The 17,236-nt window shown below is 65.2% G+C and carries 15 protein-coding genes and 1 riboswitch; of the genes, 4 read left to right on the top strand and 11 right to left on the bottom strand.

Annotated elements, in window-relative coordinates:
• Positions 1-61: 61 nt before the first annotated feature.
• The 7 genes from mdtD to ASF16_RS03525 form a co-directional block, all read right to left on the bottom strand.
• Complete coding sequence (mdtD, locus tag ASF16_RS03555; RefSeq protein WP_056163025.1) at positions 62-1,501, bottom strand: multidrug transporter subunit MdtD; 1,440 nt, start codon at positions 1,499-1,501, stop codon at positions 62-64.
• Between the two features lie 187 nt (positions 1,502-1,688).
• Positions 1,689-2,054: an iron-sulfur cluster insertion protein ErpA gene (gene erpA / locus ASF16_RS03550; RefSeq protein WP_008907234.1), complete on the bottom strand. Its 366-nt coding sequence runs from the start codon at positions 2,052-2,054 to the stop codon at positions 1,689-1,691.
• Positions 2,055-2,117: 63 nt separating this feature from the next.
• Positions 2,118-2,516: a polymer-forming cytoskeletal protein gene (locus ASF16_RS03545; protein ID WP_056162836.1), complete on the bottom strand. Its 399-nt coding sequence runs from the start codon at positions 2,514-2,516 to the stop codon at positions 2,118-2,120.
• A 225-nt stretch (positions 2,517-2,741) separates the two neighbouring features.
• On the bottom strand, positions 2,742-3,452 hold the full coding sequence (locus tag ASF16_RS03540) for a DUF6776 family protein (RefSeq protein WP_056162833.1): 711 nt from the start codon (positions 3,450-3,452) through the stop codon (positions 2,742-2,744).
• A 291-nt stretch (positions 3,453-3,743) separates the two neighbouring features.
• Entirely contained in the window at positions 3,744-4,136 is a 393-nt protein-coding gene (gene rpsI, locus ASF16_RS03535) for a 30S ribosomal protein S9 (protein WP_056162830.1), read from the bottom strand.
• 11 nt (positions 4,137-4,147) lie between these two features.
• Positions 4,148-4,579, bottom strand: a complete 432-nt coding sequence (rplM, locus tag ASF16_RS03530; RefSeq protein ID WP_056162827.1) for a 50S ribosomal protein L13 — start codon at positions 4,577-4,579, stop codon at positions 4,148-4,150.
• A gap of 204 nt (positions 4,580-4,783) precedes the next feature.
• A complete protein-coding gene (locus tag ASF16_RS03525; protein WP_056162825.1) occupies positions 4,784-6,811 on the bottom strand; it encodes a serine/threonine-protein kinase in 2,028 nt (675 codons plus the stop codon).
• A gap of 334 nt (positions 6,812-7,145) precedes the next feature.
• Here ASF16_RS03525 and ASF16_RS03520 point away from each other — a divergent pair, with 334 nt between their 5' ends.
• On the top strand, positions 7,146-8,033 hold the full coding sequence (locus ASF16_RS03520) for a 23S rRNA (adenine(2030)-N(6))-methyltransferase RlmJ (RefSeq protein WP_056162823.1): 888 nt from the start codon (positions 7,146-7,148) through the stop codon (positions 8,031-8,033).
• A 168-nt stretch (positions 8,034-8,201) separates the two neighbouring features.
• Here ASF16_RS03520 and ASF16_RS25210 read toward each other — a convergent pair whose 3' ends face one another.
• The 4 genes from ASF16_RS25210 to ahcY form a co-directional block, all read right to left on the bottom strand.
• A complete protein-coding gene (locus ASF16_RS25210; protein WP_082516716.1) occupies positions 8,202-8,831 on the bottom strand; it encodes a septal ring lytic transglycosylase RlpA family protein in 630 nt (209 codons plus the stop codon).
• Entirely contained in the window at positions 8,831-9,682 is an 852-nt protein-coding gene (gene metF / locus ASF16_RS03510) for a methylenetetrahydrofolate reductase [NAD(P)H] (RefSeq protein WP_056162820.1), read from the bottom strand. The genes ASF16_RS25210 and metF overlap by 1 nt, the downstream gene beginning before the upstream one ends.
• Positions 9,679-10,683, bottom strand: a complete 1,005-nt coding sequence (locus ASF16_RS03505) for a TlyA family RNA methyltransferase (protein WP_056162816.1) — start codon at positions 10,681-10,683, stop codon at positions 9,679-9,681. Before ASF16_RS03505 ends, metF begins: the two co-directional genes overlap by 4 nt.
• Positions 10,684-10,960: 277 nt before the next feature.
• Entirely contained in the window at positions 10,961-12,397 is a 1,437-nt protein-coding gene (gene ahcY, locus ASF16_RS03500; RefSeq protein ID WP_056163019.1) for an adenosylhomocysteinase, read from the bottom strand.
• A gap of 70 nt (positions 12,398-12,467) precedes the next feature.
• Positions 12,468-12,547, bottom strand: a riboswitch (S-adenosyl-L-homocysteine riboswitch).
• 276 nt (positions 12,548-12,823) lie between these two features.
• On the opposite strand from ahcY, the gene ASF16_RS03495 reads away from it, so the two are divergent.
• The 3 genes from ASF16_RS03495 to ASF16_RS03485 are packed head-to-tail and all read left to right on the top strand — an operon-like array spanning position 12,824 to position 17,227.
• Positions 12,824-14,452 (top strand): peptide chain release factor 3, encoded by a 1,629-nt coding sequence (locus ASF16_RS03495; RefSeq protein ID WP_056162813.1) that lies wholly within the window; start codon positions 12,824-12,826, stop codon positions 14,450-14,452.
• Complete coding sequence (locus ASF16_RS03490; protein WP_056162810.1) at positions 14,449-16,887, top strand: acyltransferase; 2,439 nt, start codon at positions 14,449-14,451, stop codon at positions 16,885-16,887. The genes ASF16_RS03495 and ASF16_RS03490 overlap by 4 nt, the downstream gene beginning before the upstream one ends.
• Positions 16,880-17,227: a flippase gene (locus ASF16_RS03485; protein WP_056162807.1), complete on the top strand. Its 348-nt coding sequence runs from the start codon at positions 16,880-16,882 to the stop codon at positions 17,225-17,227. The genes ASF16_RS03490 and ASF16_RS03485 overlap by 8 nt, the downstream gene beginning before the upstream one ends.
• Positions 17,228-17,236 lie beyond the last annotated feature (9 nt).

Below are 17,236 nucleotides of genomic sequence, written 5' to 3'. Positions count from 1 at the left end.
AGCCCGTTGCGCTGGGGAGCGATTGCGGCTCCTTGCAGCCGCAGTGTTCTCGCCCGCCTTGTCAGCCCGGCTCTGCCGCATCTGCCGACGCCGCGGCCCGGCTGCTGGTTTTGTCCAGTGGCGACAGCTGCCAGAAGATGGCGGCCGATGCGATGGTGATCAGCCCCATGCACGCAAAGGTGGCCTGGAACGCTGCCAGCGCCTGCCCTGCAGCACCCGCCGGAAAAACGTTGGTGAAGGCCGCCAGCACCGCACCGGCAGACGCCACGCCCATGCCCATGGCCAACATTTGCACCATCGACAGCAGGCTGTTGCCGCTGCTGGCCATGGCGTGCTCCAGGTCTTTGAGCGTGACCGTGTTCATGGCGGTGAACTGCAGCGAGTTCACCGCGCCGAACGCCGCCAGTTGCACGATGTGCACCCACAGCGGCTGCGCGGGGCTCGCCAGCCCGAAGCTGGCCATGGTGACGCCCACCAGCAGCGTGTTGACCACCAGCACGCGCCGGTAGCCAAAGCGGGTGATCAGCGTGGTCGTAAAGCGCTTCATCGACATGCCGGCCATGGCCACGGGCAGCATCATCATGCCGGCCTGCATGGGCGAGTACCCCATGCTCACCTGCAGCAGCAGCGGAATCAAGAACGGCATGCACGAGCTGCCCAGACGCGAAAACAGATTGCCCAGCAGGCCGATGCGCAGCGTGTCTACCGTGAACAGGTTGGGCGAGAACAGCGGGTCCGGCTTGCGCGCGGCGTGCAGCCAGTACGCCACCAGGCTGGCCAGCCCGAAGACCATCAGCACCAGCACGCTGGCCTGGCGCAGGCCCATGCTCGCCAGGCCGTCCAGCGCGAGCGAGAGCGACACCATGCCGAACGCGAGCATCAGGTAGCCCGCCAGGTCGAAGCGCGCGACGAAGGTGACCGGCCCGCCGGGCATGAAGCGCAGCGTGGCAATGCAGCCCACGATGCCCACCGGCACGTTGATGAGGAAGATCCAGTGCCAGGACGCGACCTCCACCAGCCAGCCGCCCAGCGTGGGCCCGATGAGCGGGCCGATCAGCCCCGGGATGGCCACGAAGCTCATCGCCTGCAGGAACTGCTCGCGCGGAAAGGTGCGCAGCACCACCAGCCGCCCCACGGGCAGCAGCAGCGCCCCACCCAGCCCCTGCACCACACGCGCCGCCACCAGCTGGCCCAGGTTCTGCGCCAGTGCGCAGCACACCGAGCCCAGCACGAACAGCACGATGGCCGCCAGGTACACCCGCCGCGCGCCAAAGCGGTCGGCCACCCAGCCCGACGCGGGGATCAGCATGGCCATGGTCAGCGAATACGCCACCACCACCGACTGCATGCGCAGGGGGCTCTCGCCCAGGCTGCGCGCCATGGCCGGCAAGGCAGTGTTGACGATGGTGGCGTCCAGCGTCTGCATGAAGAAGCCGATGGCCACGAGCCACAGCAGCAGCTTGAGCGATTGCGGCGAGGGCGTCGGCGTGGGTGCCGGCATCTGCGTGGTGGACTGTGGCGGGGTCAAGGATGGCTGCTGCATGGACGGCTCACAAGATCGGTGGCAGGCGCGGCGCTGAAAGTCGCTGCAAATTCAGGAGGGCGCCAACGAAAAAGCCGCCCGGAGGCGGCTTGTGTCGTCGGCAGGGCAGCTATCGCAGTGCCCTGCTGGCATGCCCGTGCATCGATCAGGCAGAGAAGCTGGAGCCGCAGCCGCAGGTGGTGGTGGCGTTCGGGTTCTTGATCACGAACTGGGCACCCTGCAGGTCTTCCTTGTAGTCGATCTCGGCGCCCACCAGGTACTGGTAGCTCATGGCGTCGATCAGCAGCGACACGCCATTCTTGGTCATGGTGGTGTCGTCTTCGTTGGTGATCTCGTCGAAGGTGAAGCCATACTGGAAGCCGGAGCAACCGCCACCCTGCACGAACACGCGCAGCTTCAGGTCAGGGTTGCCTTCTTCGGCGATCAGGTCCGCCACCTTGGCCGCCGCGCTGTCCGTGAACAGGATGGGGGCTGGCATTTCGGTCTGGATATTCTCGGCAACTGCGCTCATGGGGTGTCCTTCCGGTTTTCAATTTTGCGGGTAATAGTACTGCAGACCGCTCGGGAATTCACATCACTGCCCGTTTGACGCTAACTTCAGTGGGGGCTTTTCCTCCACCAGCACAGCCACCGGGCACATCTGCCCGGCGATCACGGCCCCCTGGTGCATCTCCAGCGCCTTGTAGTGCACATTGCCTGTGATCTTTGCCTTGGGCTGGAGTTCCAGCAGTTCGGTGGCATGCACCGGCCCCTCCACCTGGCCATTGACGATCACATGGGTGGCGTGCACTGCGCCCTCGACGCGGGCGGTCTCGGAAATCACCAGGATGCTGGGCTGTTCGGGCGCTGCACGGATGTCGCCCACCACCTCGCCGTCGATGCGCATGCCTTCCACGAAGTGAACGTTCCCCTCGATCTTGGTGCCCTGCGCGATCAGGCTTTTGATGGGGGGCTGCTTTTTACGGGAAAACATGGGCAAAACTCCTGGAGAAGCGCGCCGCCCAATCGGCCCGGCGCGCAGCAAAAATAGGGGCCGACGATACCTTGCTCAGGCTTCCTCGCGGCACGAAAACCATGGCACAAGATGCTGAATGGTGCCCCGAATGCGCTCAAGCCGAAGCGCGGGGTCACGGCCACAGGCGCCGTGCGCCCGCTGACAGGGTTTGCCGCCCAGGCAGCACCCCTGCCCTGCCCCGCGTCACTCGATGGTCATGGCCTGCACCGCCCGGACCGTGCTGCCTTCCAGCACGCGCGCGGTCACGGTTTTTACCACGGCGTTGGGGGGCAGATCGAGCACCCCTTCGATGCGCCGGTACTGCTTGACCTGCACCGGCTGGCCCTGTGCTGGCTGGGTCTGCGTCCAGGGTTTGCCGTCCTGCGTGCCGGACAGCACCAGTTCCAGCCGGCCGTTGAATTCGGGCGCATTGCGCGTGGCCTGGATGACCAGCACCTGCCAGCGCAACTGCATGCCCCCCAGCACCTCGGCCTGCAGGCTGCGGATGGCCAGGCCTTCGGTCTTGGCCGCGGGGATCAGCTTTTCAAAGAAACCCAGGTCTTCGCGCAGCGTGCGGTTGTCGGCCTCGAGCTGCCGCACCTGCGCCATCAGGTTCTCCTTGGCGGCACGCTCGGCGATCAGCAGGCTGTCGGCGGTGTGGGCCACGGTCTGCTGCTCCTGCCCCGCATCGCGCAGGCTGGTTAGTTCGGCGCGCAGCTTGTTCAGCTCGTCGCGGGAGATGCTGTCGAGGCCTGCAATGGATTTGCCGAACTCGAACGCCCACAGCGCAACCGCGGCGCACAAACCCAGCACCACCGCCAGGGCCAGCCAGCGAAACGGCCAGGGCAGCGCACTGCGGATGGCGACCCGGGGGGCGCTGATGGTCAACCGGCGGCGCAGCAAACGAAGGCGCATGGCTCAGAGCTCCTGCAACAGCCGCTGACCCTGGGCGGCGCTCGTTTGTGCCAAGGCCGTCCGGCCCATCCTTGCCACAGCTTCACCGGCGGGCACCGGGCGGGTGAGCAGGCTACGCACTACCGCTTCTTCATTCAGGGGTTGCAACATGAGAATGGTTCGCAAGGAAAAAGGCGCACCTTAAACGAAAAAACCGCCCTGAGGCGGTTTTTCTGTTCTGTAAAGAGGCTCCGAAGAACCCCCTTGCAGAGCGAAGGCCACGCGAGGCGGCCTCCGGGCAGAACCAAAAGCTTAACGCTTGGAGAACTGCTTGGCGCGGCGTGCAGAGCGCAGACCGACCTTCTTACGTTCCACTTCGCGGGCATCGCGCGTCACGAAGCCGGCTTGGCTCAGTGCGGGCTTGAGCGTCGCGTCGTAGTCGATCAGGGCGCGGGTGATGCCGTGGCGGGCAGCGCCGGCCTGGCCGGATTCACCACCACCGTGCACATTGATCTGGATGTCGAAGGTTTCGACATGGTTGGTCAGTGCGAGCGGTTGCTTGGCGATCATGATCGAGGTTTCGCGGCCGAAATAGGACTGGATGTCCTTGCCGTTCACCGTGATCTTGCCAGTGCCTTTTTTCAGAAACACGCGGGCGACGCTGGACTTGCGACGGCCGGTGCCATTGTTCCATTCACCAATCATCTCAAGGCTCCTTAGATTTCCAGCACTTTGGGCTGCTGGGCGGTGTGGGGATGCTCTGCACCACCATACACCTTGAGTTTCTTGATCATTGCGTAGCCAAGGGGACCCTTGGGCAGCATGCCCTTGACAGCCTTTTCCAGCGCACGGCCAGGGTGCTTGGCTTGCATGTCACGGAAGTTCGTGGCCGTGATACCGCCGGGGTAACCCGAGTGGCGGTAGTACACCTTGTCCAGGGACTTGGTGCCGGTCACCTTGATCTGGGCGGCGTTGATGATGACGATGAAGTCACCGGTGTCGACGTGAGGCGTGTAAATGGCCTTGTGTTTGCCGCGCAAACGGAGAGCAACTTCGCTGGCTACTCGTCCGAGGACCTTATTGGTCGCGTCAATCACAAACCACTCGTGCACGACCTCAGCGGGCTTGGCGCTGAAAGTAGTAGTCATGAGATTCTCTCTATGAAGAGGGTTTGGCGGGTCCTTTTCCACGGTCGGTGCTTCTCTGAAGGAAGCCTCTTAGGTGGCATGAAATCCTCGCCGCGGGACCACAAAAGCGCTGCGAAGCCCTCGATTATACGAATTTACCCCGCGTGCACGCAAGCGGCGTGCGTGCACACGCGGCAAACGGGGCCGGCCACCGGCCCCATGCCCTCAGTTGGGGGTCTGGCGGCGCCGTTGCTCTTCGGCCTCGTAGCGGCGCCGGCTCTCTACGCAAATGGGGTGCGCGGAGTGCGAGGCTTTCTGGCATTCCTGGTGGATGCACATCGGCCGCGACAGGAAATTGGCATCCGCACAGCTTTCCTGCGGCGACTGCACCCGGGGCGGCGTGGGGCGGGGCCGGGGCTCGGCCACCACGGGCGCAGGGGGTGGCGCGGGCTCTTCGTGCACCACGACGGGAGCGGGGGCCGGCTCGGCCACAGGCCGTTTGGCGGTGCGTGCGGGTTTGGTCGCAGGCGCCGAGGCAGCGGCAACGGCAGGCACCGGCGCTGCGGCCGATGCAGCGGCTGCCGCAGCCGTCGCAGCGGCCGCACTGGCCGTGGCGTCCGACGCAGCGGATTCGGCGGCAGGGGCACCTGCGGCAGTGTCGGTCAGGGCGGCGTCCGCCACCGCGGGGGCCGGGGCTGCCGGTTCGGCCATCTCGGTGATGATGTCGTCTTTAGGCGCTTTGTCGCTCTGGGCCCAGCGCAAGCCACCAGCGGCGGCCACCACCGCAAAGACGGCCACCGCAATCCAGGCCACGATGGGCACGCGCTTGCCGCTCTTGCCAGGCTTGGCCGCAGCGCGCGCCCCTGCATCGCGGTCGGCATGCTTGGCGCGGGGCTCCGCCGCGGCCTTGCCGTGGCCCTGCTCGCCCATGCTGCGGTAGGTCTGGGGGTCGTCGTAGCGCGAATCGTCCACCACCGAGTCGCCCGCGTCGATGAACACGGTGTCCCCGGCGTCGGCCGCCACCGTGTCCGGCCCCATCATCACCGTGTCGCCGCCCAGGTCGACCGTCGTGTCCGTGCCAAGGCCCCCGGCATCGCCCGCAGCGTGGCCATGGGCGGGGCCCGCGGCGTGCAGGGCGCCGTCCGGCAGCGCAACGCGCGCGGCCTGGGCCTGCAGTTCACTGACGGCGTCCGACGCAGACGTCACATCCACCGTGGGCGTGACCTGACCGGGGCCGGGCCGGTCGGCAGGCTCCACCCAGATGTCGCCCAGGTCGGCTCTGAAATCGAAATGCTCACTGCCCTCCGGAGCCGTGGTCATCTCCATGATCTGCAGGAACTCGTCGATGCTCTGCGGCCGGTCTGCGGGGCGCAGCGCCAGCGACTTGGCGATGGCAGCGACAAAGGGCGCCGAATACTCCACCCCGAACTGGCGCTTGACCGTCCGGGCCACGCGGGAGAACGACACCATGCGGTCGCGGATGGAACGCAGCGTGGCCGGCAGGGGCGTGTCGTTGCACAGGCAGCCGTGCATCACGGCGGCCAGCGAATACAAATCGCTCCACGGACCCTGGCGCAGTTCCTCGTCGCCGTCGGAATACTGCTCGATGGGCGCGTAGTTCACCTTGAGCACGGCGGTGTGCTTGCGGTCCTGGTCGTTGATGGCGTGACGGGCGGCCCCCAGGTCCAGCAGCACCGGCGGGCCGTTGTCCTGCAGGAAGATGTTGTCCGGCGAGATGTCGCGGTGCAGCGTCTTGCCCTCGTGCAGCACACGCAGGGCGCCCAGTATCGACCACAGCAGCTTGCGCAGCCAGGCCTCGGACGGGGGCGTGCGCATCTGGGCGCGGGCCTGCTTGAAGGTCATGCCGGTATACAGCGGCATCACCATGTAGGCGGTGTTGTTGGCCTCCCAGAAGCGGAACACTTTGACCAGCGAGGGGTGGTCGAACTGCGCGAGCAGCCGCGCCTCCCCCACGAACGACGCCAGTCCGGCGCGGAAGGTCTGCTGGTCGGACGACGACCGCACCCACAGCGACTGCCCTTCGGAGCGCCCCGCCAGCGCGGACGGCATGTATTCCTTGATGGCCACGGCCCGGTGCAGCGAGTGGTCGAAGGCCTTGTAGACCATGCCGAACCCGCCCACACCCAGCAGCCCCAGGATCTCGAACTCGGCCAGCCGGGTACCGGGCGGCAGCGCATCCGTGTGGCTGATACCGCTGGCAGGGGCAGAGGCGGGGCTGGAGACTGCGTTCATGTTGAAGAGTGCGTGGCGTGCATGCGTGCTTGCATCGGCAACGCCCTGAGGTCAAGGCGGCTGCAGGCGGAATGATGAAGCATGCGGTTACGGTTGCTGAAACAAAAGGCTTTCTGTCTGCAAAAAACATCACGCTTGGGCAAACAACCCGATTGTGCCGCGCCCGGCCTCTCCGCACCACCGGACACCATGACGAAACGGCATCGGATCATGACATCGCCACGGAAACGCCCTGTGCACAGCCGTCCCGGCGACCTGAAGCTCCTGGCAGCCATGGCGGGGCGGGCCTGCCGGCGGGATGCGCCACCGCGACCCGCACCCGTTACCATTGGACATGTTCAGTTATCGCCACGCCTTCCATGCAGGCAATCATGCCGATGTGCTCAAGCACACGGTCCTGATCGCCGCCCTGCAATACCTTATCGAAAAAGACGCGGCCCTGACCGTGCTGGACACCCATGCCGGCGCCGGGCTGTACCGGCTCGATGGCGACTATGCCAACACCAGCGGCGAAGCGGCCGACGGCGTGGTCCGCCTGTTCGCGCCCGAGGCCCCCGCCCTCACTCCCGCACTGCAGGCCTACGTGGACCTGATCCGCGGCTTCAATCAGGGCAACGCGCTCAGGGTCTATCCGGGCTCGCCGTTCATCACCCAGCGCCTGTTGCGCGACCACGACAAGCTCAAGCTGTTCGAGCTGCACCCGACCGACCTGCGCTCGCTGGCGGGCAACGTGGCCCAGCTCGAAGCGGGCCGCCAGGTGGCCGTGCTGCATGAAGACGGGTTCGAAGGCATCAAGAAATTTCTGCCTCCACCGGCCCGCCGCGCCTTGGTGCTGTGCGATCCCAGCTACGAAATCAAGACCGACTACGCCAAGGTGCTCGACATGGCGGCAGACTCGCTCAAGCGTTTTGCCACCGGCACCTATGCCGTCTGGTACCCCATCATCCCGCGCCCCGAGGCGCACGACCTGCCGCGCCGCCTGAAAACCATGGCCACCAAGGCGGGCAAGAGCTGGCTGCACGCCACGCTCACCGTCAAGTCCAGCAAGATCACCAGCGATGCCGCGGGCGACACCAAACGCCCCGGCCTGCCGGCCAGCGGCATGTTCCTGATCAACCCGCCCTTCACCTTGAAAGCCGCGCTGAAAACCGCGCTGCCCCAAATGGTGGAACTGCTGGCGCAGGACAAGCACGCCACGCACACGCTCGAATCCGGAGGGTAGGCCAGCAAGGCGCCCTGGAGTCGCCTACGGCGCCTCCCCCCAAGGGAAACACGCCTGCAGTGACTTGGCAAAGCCGGACCCACGATGTCGCTGGAGGGGGCCAGGGTGCCGTGTGCACCGGCGGGAAGTGGCCCCCGACTCTCGCCCTTCGCCCTTCGCCTTTCGCCTTTAAGGCATCGGGCAGTCGCGCGCGCCGTCGTCCAGCGCGAACAGCTCCACCGGCTTCAACCCCAGCCCCACCATGCCCAGCACCTCGGCAGCTCCGCGGCTGAGGTCGATGACGCGCTTGCGGGTGTGGGGGCCGCGGTCGTTGATGCGGACCACCACCGAGCGCCCCGTAGCCTGGCTGCGCACGCACACCAGGGAGCCAAAGGGCAGCGTGGGATGGGCAGCGGTCAGGGCTTTCATGTCGAACAGCTCTCCACTGGCCGTGCGCCGCTTGTGGAATTTGGCCCCGTACCAGGATGCAAGCCCCACTTCATCGGCAGAGAGGTCCAACTGCGTGCCCGGGACGATCAGGGGCACGATCAGCGGCGCATCGGCCGGGGGACGCTCGGGGCGAACCGGGTCGATCAGCATGGCCTCACCCGGCACGCTCAGCAGGTTGGGCGCCAGAGCATCTGCTTCTGCCGAAAACCCCTGCGCCCATACCGGCGCGGGGCCGCACAGCGCAGCCAAAGCGACCGCCCCGCCCAGCACCGGCACGGCCAGCAACGCGCGCGGCCATCGCTGGCGCCACAGCCCGGTGACCGCGGACCACGGGCCCTGCAGCAGCGCGGCGCGGTGCCCCTGCCGCATCAGATCCCCAGCCTGCGGCAAATCTCCAGGGTCGCAGCGCTCTGGTTCATGGTGTAAAAATGCAGCGCCGGCACGCCCGCACTGCGCAGCCGGTCGCACAGGTCGGTTACCACATCCAGGCCAAAGGCCTTGATGCTCGCCGTGTCGTCACCAAACGATTGCAGGCGCAGACGGATCCAGCGCGGAATCTCGGCGCCGCAGGCATCCGAGAAGCGCATCAGCTGCGTCGAGCTGCCGATCGGCATGATGCCCGGCACCACAGGCACGTCGGCGCCCAGACGCTTGGCCTCTTCCACGAACCGGAAGTACGCATCGCTGTTGTAGAAGTACTGGGTGATGGCAGAGTCCGCCCCTAACTGGACCTTGGCGACATAAGCCTTAAGGTCTGCCTCCGGCGATCGCGCCTGTGGGTGCACCTCCGGGTAGGCCGCCACCTCGATGTGAAAGTCGCGCCCCGTCTCCGCCCGGATGAAGGCCACCAGGTCGCTGGCGTACTGGAACTCGCCGCCGGCACCGTAGCCGCTGGGCAGATCGCCCCGCAGGGCCACCAGGCGCTTCACGCCCATGGCCTTGAGCTGGGCCAGTTCCTCGCGCACCGACTGGCGCGTGGCGCCGATGCACGAGAAGTGCGAAGCGGCGCTCACGCCCTCGGCCAGGATCTCGCGCACCGTGCCGAAGGTGCCCTCCTGGGTGGAGCCGCCCGCGCCGTAGGTCACGGAGCAAAAGTCCGGGTGCAGCGCGTACAGCTGCTGGCGCGCGGCCCGCAGTTTCTCGGCGCCCTCGGGCGTCTTGGGGGGAAAGAACTCGAAGCTCACCGGAAAGCCGGTGCCTTGTGCGCTGGCAGCATTCATGCAGCAGCTCTCCTCGCAGAAACAAAAAATTCTCGGTTGCCGTCGCCGCCGTCGATCGCGCTGGGGAGCCAGTCGCCCACCGTCAGCCCCAGGTCGGCGCAGCAGTCACGGATGCGCTTTTCGACCACCGCGTACAGAGCCTCGTCGCGCACGATACCGCCCTTGCCCACCTGGCCCGGCTGCAGCTCGAACTGGGGCTTGACCAGCATCAGCAGCGAGCCGCCCGCCTTCAGCAGCGGCACCAGCGCCGGCAACACCAGCGTGAGCGAGATGAACGACAGATCGCCGGTGATGACGTCGAACTCGGGTGTGATGTCCACCTGCTCGAGCCCCGCCTTGCGCTGGCGCTTGGTGGGCACGATGCCTTCAGCGCGCGCACGGGCCTTGGCAGCGCGTTCGGCCTTGAAGGCCTCCACGTCCTGCTCGCGGGCGTCGTCGGTGTCGTCGTATTCCTCGTCTACCTCGCCACCGTTGCGCATCCACGCATAGGGCGCCACGGGCTGGGTGTCGTTGTCATCAACGTCGGTTTCCACATGCTCGGACAGCGCTTCTTCGCTCGCGTCCTGCAGCGATTGGGCCGTCATGGCGCGGGCGTTCAGCCCCTCCACACCGACCACGCGCGGGTCGTTGCGCAGCCGCTCGTGCAACTGGCCGTGGCCCACATCGACGCCGATCACCTGCGCGGCGCCGTGCTGCAACAGGCAGTCGGTAAAGCCCCCGGTGCTCTGGCCCACGTCCAGGCAGCGCAATCCGTCTACCGCCAGGCCGGTGGCCTTGAGCGCCCCTTCCAGCTTCAGGCCGCCGCGTGAGAGGTACTTGGCTTCGGCGCCGTCCAGCAGTTCGACCAGGGCGATCTCGGGAATGTCGTCGCCGTTCTTGGCCACCTTCTGCCAAGGCATGCCCGGCGACAGGCGCCATTGCACACCCGCAGCAATGAGCCGCTGGGCCTGGGACCGGGTCGCGGCATGCCCGCGCTCTACCAAATACACATCTGCGCGCATCGCGCCCGTCCTTCTTATGAATAAAAATAGCCGCTACCGCTTGCTCAGCAAGCGCTACCAGCTATATTTTGTATAGCAAACCCAAGTACACCCAGCACGCGCCACTGATGCAGCAAGCTGCTACGCCAAGTGCCGGGGGCGACCCGTCTGATGGCAGACGGGTCCTTGCCGCAGGCATGCAACAAAGCTGCAGAGCCTCAACCCGCCGCTCGGCAGCCTAGCCGGTCAGCCCCAGCGCCCAGCGCAGGCCGAGCCCACGCGCAGCGCCCTACCGGGATCAATACCGGTACGTATCAGGCTTGTAAGGGCCTTGCTTGGCCACGCCGATGTAGGCGGCCTGCGTGTCGGTCAGCTCGGTCAGCTGCGCGCCGACCTTCTTCAGGTGCAGACGGGCGACCTTTTCGTCCAGGATCTTGGGCAGCACGTACACCTTGCCGGCTTCGTAGTCGCCCTGCTTGGTGAACAGCTCGATCTGCGCGATCGTCTGGTTGGCGAACGAGCTGCTCATCACGAAGCTCGGGTGGCCCGTGGCGCAGCCCAGGTTCACCAGGCGGCCCTTGGCCAGCAGCGTGATGCGCTTGCCGTCCGGGAAGATCACATGGTCCACCTGGGGCTTGATTTCCTCCCACTGGTACTTCTCGATCGACGCGACGTCGATCTCGTTGTCGAAGTGGCCGATGTTGCAGACGATGGCCTCGTTCTTCATCGCCACCATGTGCTCGTGGCGGATCACGTCCTTGTTGCCGGTCGTGGTCACGAAGATGTCGGCCTTATCAGCCGCGTATTCCATCGTCACGACCTTGAAGCCTTCCATCGCGGCCTGCAGGGCGTTGATGGGGTCGATCTCGGTCACCCACACCTGGGCGCGCAGGGCAGCGAGCGCCTGGGCGCAGCCCTTGCCCACATCGCCGTAGCCCGCCACCACGGCGACCTTGCCGGCGATCATCACGTCGGTGGCGCGCTTGATGCCGTCCACCAGCGACTCGCGGCAGCCGTACAGGTTGTCGAACTTGCTCTTGGTGACCGAGTCGTTCACGTTGATCGCGCGGAACAGCAGCGTGCCCTTGGCGGACATCTCGTTCAGGCGGTGCACACCGGTGGTGGTCTCTTCGGTCACGCCGACGATCTCGGCCGACTTGCGGGTGTACCAGGTGGCGTCTTCCGACAGCTTCTTGCGGATCGAGGCAAACAGGATGCGCTCTTCTTCGCTGGCGCCGTTGCCGGCCACCAGGGACGCGTCCTTCTCGGCGCGCTGGCCCAGGTGCATCAGCAGCGTGGCGTCGCCGCCGTCGTCCAGGATCATGTTGGGGCCTTCGCCCGCCGTGCCCTTGGCACCGAAGTCGAAGATGCGGTGGGTGTAATCCCAGTACTCTTCCAGCGACTCGCCCTTGACGGCGAACACCGGCGTGCCGCCCGCAGCGATGGCAGCGGCAGCGTGGTCCTGCGTGGAGAAAATGTTGCAAGAAGCCCAGCGCACGTCGGCACCCAGCGACTTCAAGGTCTCGATCAGCACGGCCGTCTGGATGGTCATGTGCAGCGAGCCGGTGATGCGGGCGCCCTTCAGGGGCTGGGCGGCAGCGAATTCCTCGCGGATCGCCATGAGACCGGGCATCTCGGTCTCGGCAATGGCGATTTCCTTGCGGCCCCAGGGGGCCAGGCCGATGTCGGTGATGACACAGTCGGTGTTGACGGGTGCGTTGACGCGTGCGTTCATGATGGTTTGCTCCAAAGCATGTTTGAAAAAACCACTGGTCGGGGGATTGCCGGAGGCTCACCACGCGAGAAGTGGTTGAGCGTCGTTGCTGGATGACTCCGAGCCTCACGCCCCGCCTGTGCTGGGGACGCTGCAACGCTCCTCGGATCGGCGGATTATAAAAGCAAGTGTGGTGGCGCGGCCAGAGCAGCGCGGCGTACCCGGCACAAACCCGGCAGCGCGGCGCTCCGCCCGCAGCCTTGCAGACTGGAGAATCTGGCAGCCCTGCGCCTGGCCAGTGCCGGCATTGCAGGCCCGGCGACCGCACCACCGCGAGCGCCGTAGCGGACACCGTTAAAATCCCGCGATTCGGGCGCATGCGCCTGCCGCGCCGCCAGCCGCAGTCCCTGCCGCAGCGTGCCTCGACTCCCCCTTCTGGAATCCCCTGTGTCCTACGCCCCCGAAACCCGGCGCCGCCGCACCTTTGCCATCATTTCCCACCCGGACGCGGGCAAGACAACGCTGACCGAAAAGCTGCTGCTGTTTTCGGGCGCGATCCAGATCGCCGGCGCCGTCAAGGGCCGCAAGGCCAGCCGCCACGCCACGTCGGACTGGATGGAAATCGAAAAGCAGCGCGGCATCTCGGTGGCCTCGTCGGTCATGCAGATGCTGTACCGCGAACACGTCATCAATCTGCTCGACACGCCCGGCCACAAGGACTTCTCGGAAGACACCTACCGCGTGCTTACGGCCGTGGACTCGGCACTGATGGTGATCGATGCGGCCAACGGCGTGGAAGCGCAGACGCGCCGCCTGATCGAGGTCTGCCGCCAGCGCGACACGCCCATCATCACTTTCGTGAACAAGATGGATCGCGAAGTGCGCGACCCGCTGGACATCATGGACGAGGTCGAGCGCGAGCTGGGCATGCCCTGCTGCCCCATGACCTGGCCCGTGGGCCAGGGCAAGGCCTTCGGCGGCATCATCAACCTGCGCACCAAGACCATGACGGTGTTCGAGTCCGGCAGCGAGCGCCGCCCGCAGGACTTCGAAGCCATTCCGCTGTCTGACGAAACCACGCTGCGCGCACGCTTCGGCGCCGAGTTCGATGCCGCGCTCGAAAGCATGGAGCTGGCAGTCGGCGCATCGCCCACCTGGGACCACGACGCCTTCCTGGCCGGCAAACTGACCCCAGTGTTCTTTGGCTCCGGGGTGAACAACTTCGGGGTGATGGAGGTGCTCGACGCCCTGGTCGACATGGCTCCGCCCCCCGGCCCACGCGTGAGCACCCTGCAGGTGAACAAGCAGCCCGTGGTCAAGACCATCCAGCCCGAGGACGAGGGCTTCGCCGGCGTGGTCTTCAAGGTGCAGGCCAACATGGACGCCAACCACCGCGACCGCATCGCCTTCGTGCGCGTGGCGTCGGGCAAGTACATGCCGGGCATGAAGCTCCGGGTGCAGCGCACCGCCAAGGAACTGCGCCCCACGTCCGTCGTGACCTTCATGTCCCAGCGCCGCGAGGCGGTCGAAGAGGCCTACGCGGGCGACATCATCGGCTTTACCACCCACGGTGGCGTGCAGCTGGGCGACACCATCACCGATGGTGCCAACCTGCAGTTCACCGGCCTGCCGTTCTTCGCGCCGGAAATGTTCATGACCGTGGTGCTCAAGAACCCCTTGCGCACCAAGCAGCTCCAGCAGGGCTTGGCCCAGCTGGGCGAAGAAGGCGCCATTCAGGTCTTCAAGCCCGACGCCGGCGGCAACATGCTGCTGGGCGCCGTGGGGCAACTGCAGTTCGAAGTGGTGCAGCACCGCCTGAAGGCCGAGTACGACGCGGACGTGCGGCTGGAAGGCTGCCAGTACACAGGGGCGCGCTGGATCACTGCAGATTCCCCGGCGGATCTGCGTGCGTTCACCGACGCGTATCCACTGCGCCTGGCGCACGATGCGGCGGACACGCTGGCTTATCTGTGCACGTCACCGTACGACGTGCGGCTGGCGCAGGAGCGGTTTCCAAAGATTCATTTTCATCCGCTGCGCGAGCATGCCGGGTTGTCGCTGCAGGCGAGCGCATGAGCGCCGAGAATTCCGTGCAGGCTCACACAGGGGCATCCTCTCCAGCCACCCACCCGGGCAACAACTTCGACGCAATCCGCATCGTGGCCGCGACGATGGTGCTGTACAGCCACCACTTCGCGCTCACGGGCCAGATGGAGCCGTCTTTCTTCGGCATCCACAGCCTGGGCGGACTGGCGGTCACCATCTTCTTCGTACTCAGCGGTTATCTGGTGAATGCGAGTTGGCAGAGAGATCCAAACTTCTGGCGGTTCGGGCTTCGGCGGTTTTTGCGCATCTGGCCTGCCCTTACCGTCGCCGTTGTATTGACCGCCTACGTGTTGGGCGCCTGGGTCACGCAACTTCCGTTGAAGGAGTACCTGACACACCGTGCAACGGCCAACTACCTACAGGCGCTGGGGATGAAGATCCACTTCGTGCTGCCCGGGGTGTTTGAGAACAACCCCTACCGCCTCGGCGTGAATGGGTCGCTGTGGACCATTCCCATCGAAGTACGCTGCTACATCGTGTTGGGTCTGGCGGGTTTGATCGGTCTGCTCAAGTACCGGCCCGTGCTGCTTTTGAGCATTGCGGTTCTGATCGGCTGGTTTCTCGTCCGCAGCAATCCTGACGTGACAGGCACGGTTCACCACGGCCGCGAGCTGAGCGCTTTCTTCTTGGCCGGCGCCGCGCTTTACACCCTGGAGCCGTACTGGCGCCGTCGGCCAGTGCTGTGGGGCGGAGCCATCGCTCTTGCCACCGCCGCAGTGTGGGCGGCGGGCTGGCGGCATAGCGCGTTGCTGCTGGGGCTGCCGTTTTTCATCATCTGTGCCGGAACGCAAACCACAGCGTACATCCGGCGCGCTGGCCGGTGGGGAGATCCTTCCTATGGCATTTATCTGTTCGCATTTCCCATCCAGCAAACCGTCATTCAGTATGGCTGGCCGCAGCTGGGATTCGCAGGGACTCTGTTCATATCGCTCACCATTACCGTGGCGCTGGCGTACGCCAGCTGGCATCTGGTGGAAAAGCAGGCTTTGAGATTCAAGCCGTCGTCCTCGCAGGCGTGGTTTGGCGCGCCTGCCATGCGCGCCGTCAAAACCCGCTTTCTGGCGCTGTCCGAGCTGCAGTACTTCGCCATCGTCCTGGGGTTCATTGGCGTCGTGTATGCCGCATGGCTCGTTGCCTCCTGGCCCGGAATTCTGGGGCAGGACAGCCTCGCCATCATGCTGGAGGTCGACACCGATCGCGTGCATCAGGCCAACAAGCCGGCATTCTGGTATCTCTATGCACTACTCACCTACGGAGCCACCGGGCGGGTCGAAGTACCCATCGCTTTGCAGATGCTGATTTGTGCAGCAGTGTGCGCCCGCATACTGGCCTGGATGCTGACGCGCCGCATGTGGAAGAGCTTTGCCTACTGCCTCGTGTTTGTCGCTCTGGCACCCAGTGTGGTGTATTACTCCAGCAGCTTCTACTCGGACGGCATCTACGCGATTGCACTGAGCGGCATGCTGTTCGAGGCATGGAGGAGCATCCGCCGCCGCAGCGTTGATCTGCCGTCGCTGCTGATTCTCTTCGTTACCGTACCGTTTGCAATCTTTGGACGGCCCAACGGGGTGCTGAACCTGATTCCCCTCGTGGCGATGGCGTGGGTACTGTCCAATCCCTACAGGCTTCGCCTGGGCTTGGTCATCGTTCCTTGGCTCGTCGTCGGCTTTGGTAGCCAGTTCGTCTACAAGTACGAGAATCCTATCGGCTCGGTATTCCCGCTGGCCCTGTATGAAACCGTGGGATTCCTGGAAGACAGACCGATGGGATTGTGGGAACACAACCAACCGCGGGTCACCGCCAAAACGGTCGACGCGCTCACCTCCACTGGCCAATCGCTGGACAAGATCCGGGAGTTCCACGACCACTACTACTGGGACCCGTTGATCTTCTTTCCTGCAGGCCCAGCGCTTCTGTCGCTTTCGAACAAATCCAAAAGAACCATCATCAAGGAGTTCTTCAAGTACAACCTGTGGCACAACTTTCCTGCCTTCATGGCCAGCCGTGTCAACATCTTCCTGTACTCGGCGATGGCCAATGGCGGCATACCCGGCCCACCGGCTACCGCCCAAATACTGCCGCTGACCCAATCAGTATCGAGTGTGCAGCCCCTGAAGTTCTCGCCGCGCAAGCATCTTCACGCCTGGTACGACTTTTCCATCCAGCACAGGGCACTCCTGTGGGCCCCCTGGGGTGGGCTGGTGTTGCTGATGTTTGCCCTTCGCCGCTCGCTGGCGCGACGCGACAAGATTGCGGCCCTGATCTCAGGCACCTACGCCGTGCAACTGATCGCCATATTCATCTTTTCGATCGCGGGCGAGTACCGGTATCTCCTGGCATTCTTCACCGCGCCGTTGGTTCTGCTTCCCGTCATTTGTGGGTCACCGGATAGAGAGAATGCCTAAATTCACCATCGCGCTCACCCTGCTTTGTGTGCTGTCCATCAGCGTGGGGCAAATCCTGTTCAAGAAGGCGGCTGGCGCGTTTGCAGCGCCGCTGACGTGGCAGGCGTTCGTTTTCAATGGCTGGCTTATCGCGTCACTGATTCTTTACGGCCTCACGACGCTGGGCTGGGTATGGATCCTGCGCAACGTGCCCCTGCACCTCGCCTACCCGTTCATGGGTTTGGCCTTCCTCATAGTCCCCACGCTGGCCTGGATGTTCCTCGGCGAGCCGCTGCATTGGCGCACGCTGGCAGGCGGAGCGCTGATCATGCTGGGCGTGGCGTTGGCATCCACCAGTTGAGAAAACAAA

It is taken from the genome of Acidovorax sp. Leaf78 (assembly GCF_001422735.1).
Lineage (GTDB): Bacteria > Pseudomonadota > Gammaproteobacteria > Burkholderiales > Burkholderiaceae_C > Acidovorax.
This window is presented reverse-complemented; position numbering and strand designations above follow the sequence as displayed.

Bases quoted from the DNA above. Each gene is read 5' to 3' on its own strand.
- erpA (WP_008907234.1), bottom strand. From the start codon at position 2,054: ATGAGCGCAGTTGCCGAGAATATCCAGACCGAAATGCCAGCCCCCATC.
- rpsI (WP_056162830.1), bottom strand. From the start codon at position 4,136: ATGATTGGTGAATGGAACAATGGCACCGGCCGTCGCAAGTCCAGCGTC.
- mdtD (WP_056163025.1), bottom strand. From the start codon at position 1,501: ATGCCGGCACCCACGCCGACGCCCTCGCCGCAATCGCTCAAGCTGCTG.
- ASF16_RS25210 (WP_082516716.1), bottom strand. From the start codon at position 8,831: ATGCGGCAGGGGCACCGCGCCGCGCTGCTGCAGGGCCCGTGGTCCGCG.
- metF (WP_056162820.1), bottom strand. From the start codon at position 9,682: ATGAATGCTGCCAGCGCACAAGGCACCGGCTTTCCGGTGAGCTTCGAG.
- ASF16_RS03490 (WP_056162810.1), top strand. From the start codon at position 14,449: ATGAGCGCCGAGAATTCCGTGCAGGCTCACACAGGGGCATCCTCTCCA.
- ASF16_RS03520 (WP_056162823.1), top strand. From the start codon at position 7,146: ATGTTCAGTTATCGCCACGCCTTCCATGCAGGCAATCATGCCGATGTG.
- ASF16_RS03540 (WP_056162833.1), bottom strand. From the start codon at position 3,452: ATGCGCCTTCGTTTGCTGCGCCGCCGGTTGACCATCAGCGCCCCCCGG.
- rplM (WP_056162827.1), bottom strand. From the start codon at position 4,579: ATGACTACTACTTTCAGCGCCAAGCCCGCTGAGGTCGTGCACGAGTGG.
- ASF16_RS03485 (WP_056162807.1), top strand. From the start codon at position 16,880: ATGCCTAAATTCACCATCGCGCTCACCCTGCTTTGTGTGCTGTCCATC.
- ASF16_RS03545 (WP_056162836.1), bottom strand. From the start codon at position 2,516: ATGTTTTCCCGTAAAAAGCAGCCCCCCATCAAAAGCCTGATCGCGCAG.
- ASF16_RS03525 (WP_056162825.1), bottom strand. From the start codon at position 6,811: ATGAACGCAGTCTCCAGCCCCGCCTCTGCCCCTGCCAGCGGTATCAGC.
- ahcY (WP_056163019.1), bottom strand. From the start codon at position 12,397: ATGAACGCACGCGTCAACGCACCCGTCAACACCGACTGTGTCATCACC.
- ASF16_RS03505 (WP_056162816.1), bottom strand. From the start codon at position 10,683: ATGCGCGCAGATGTGTATTTGGTAGAGCGCGGGCATGCCGCGACCCGG.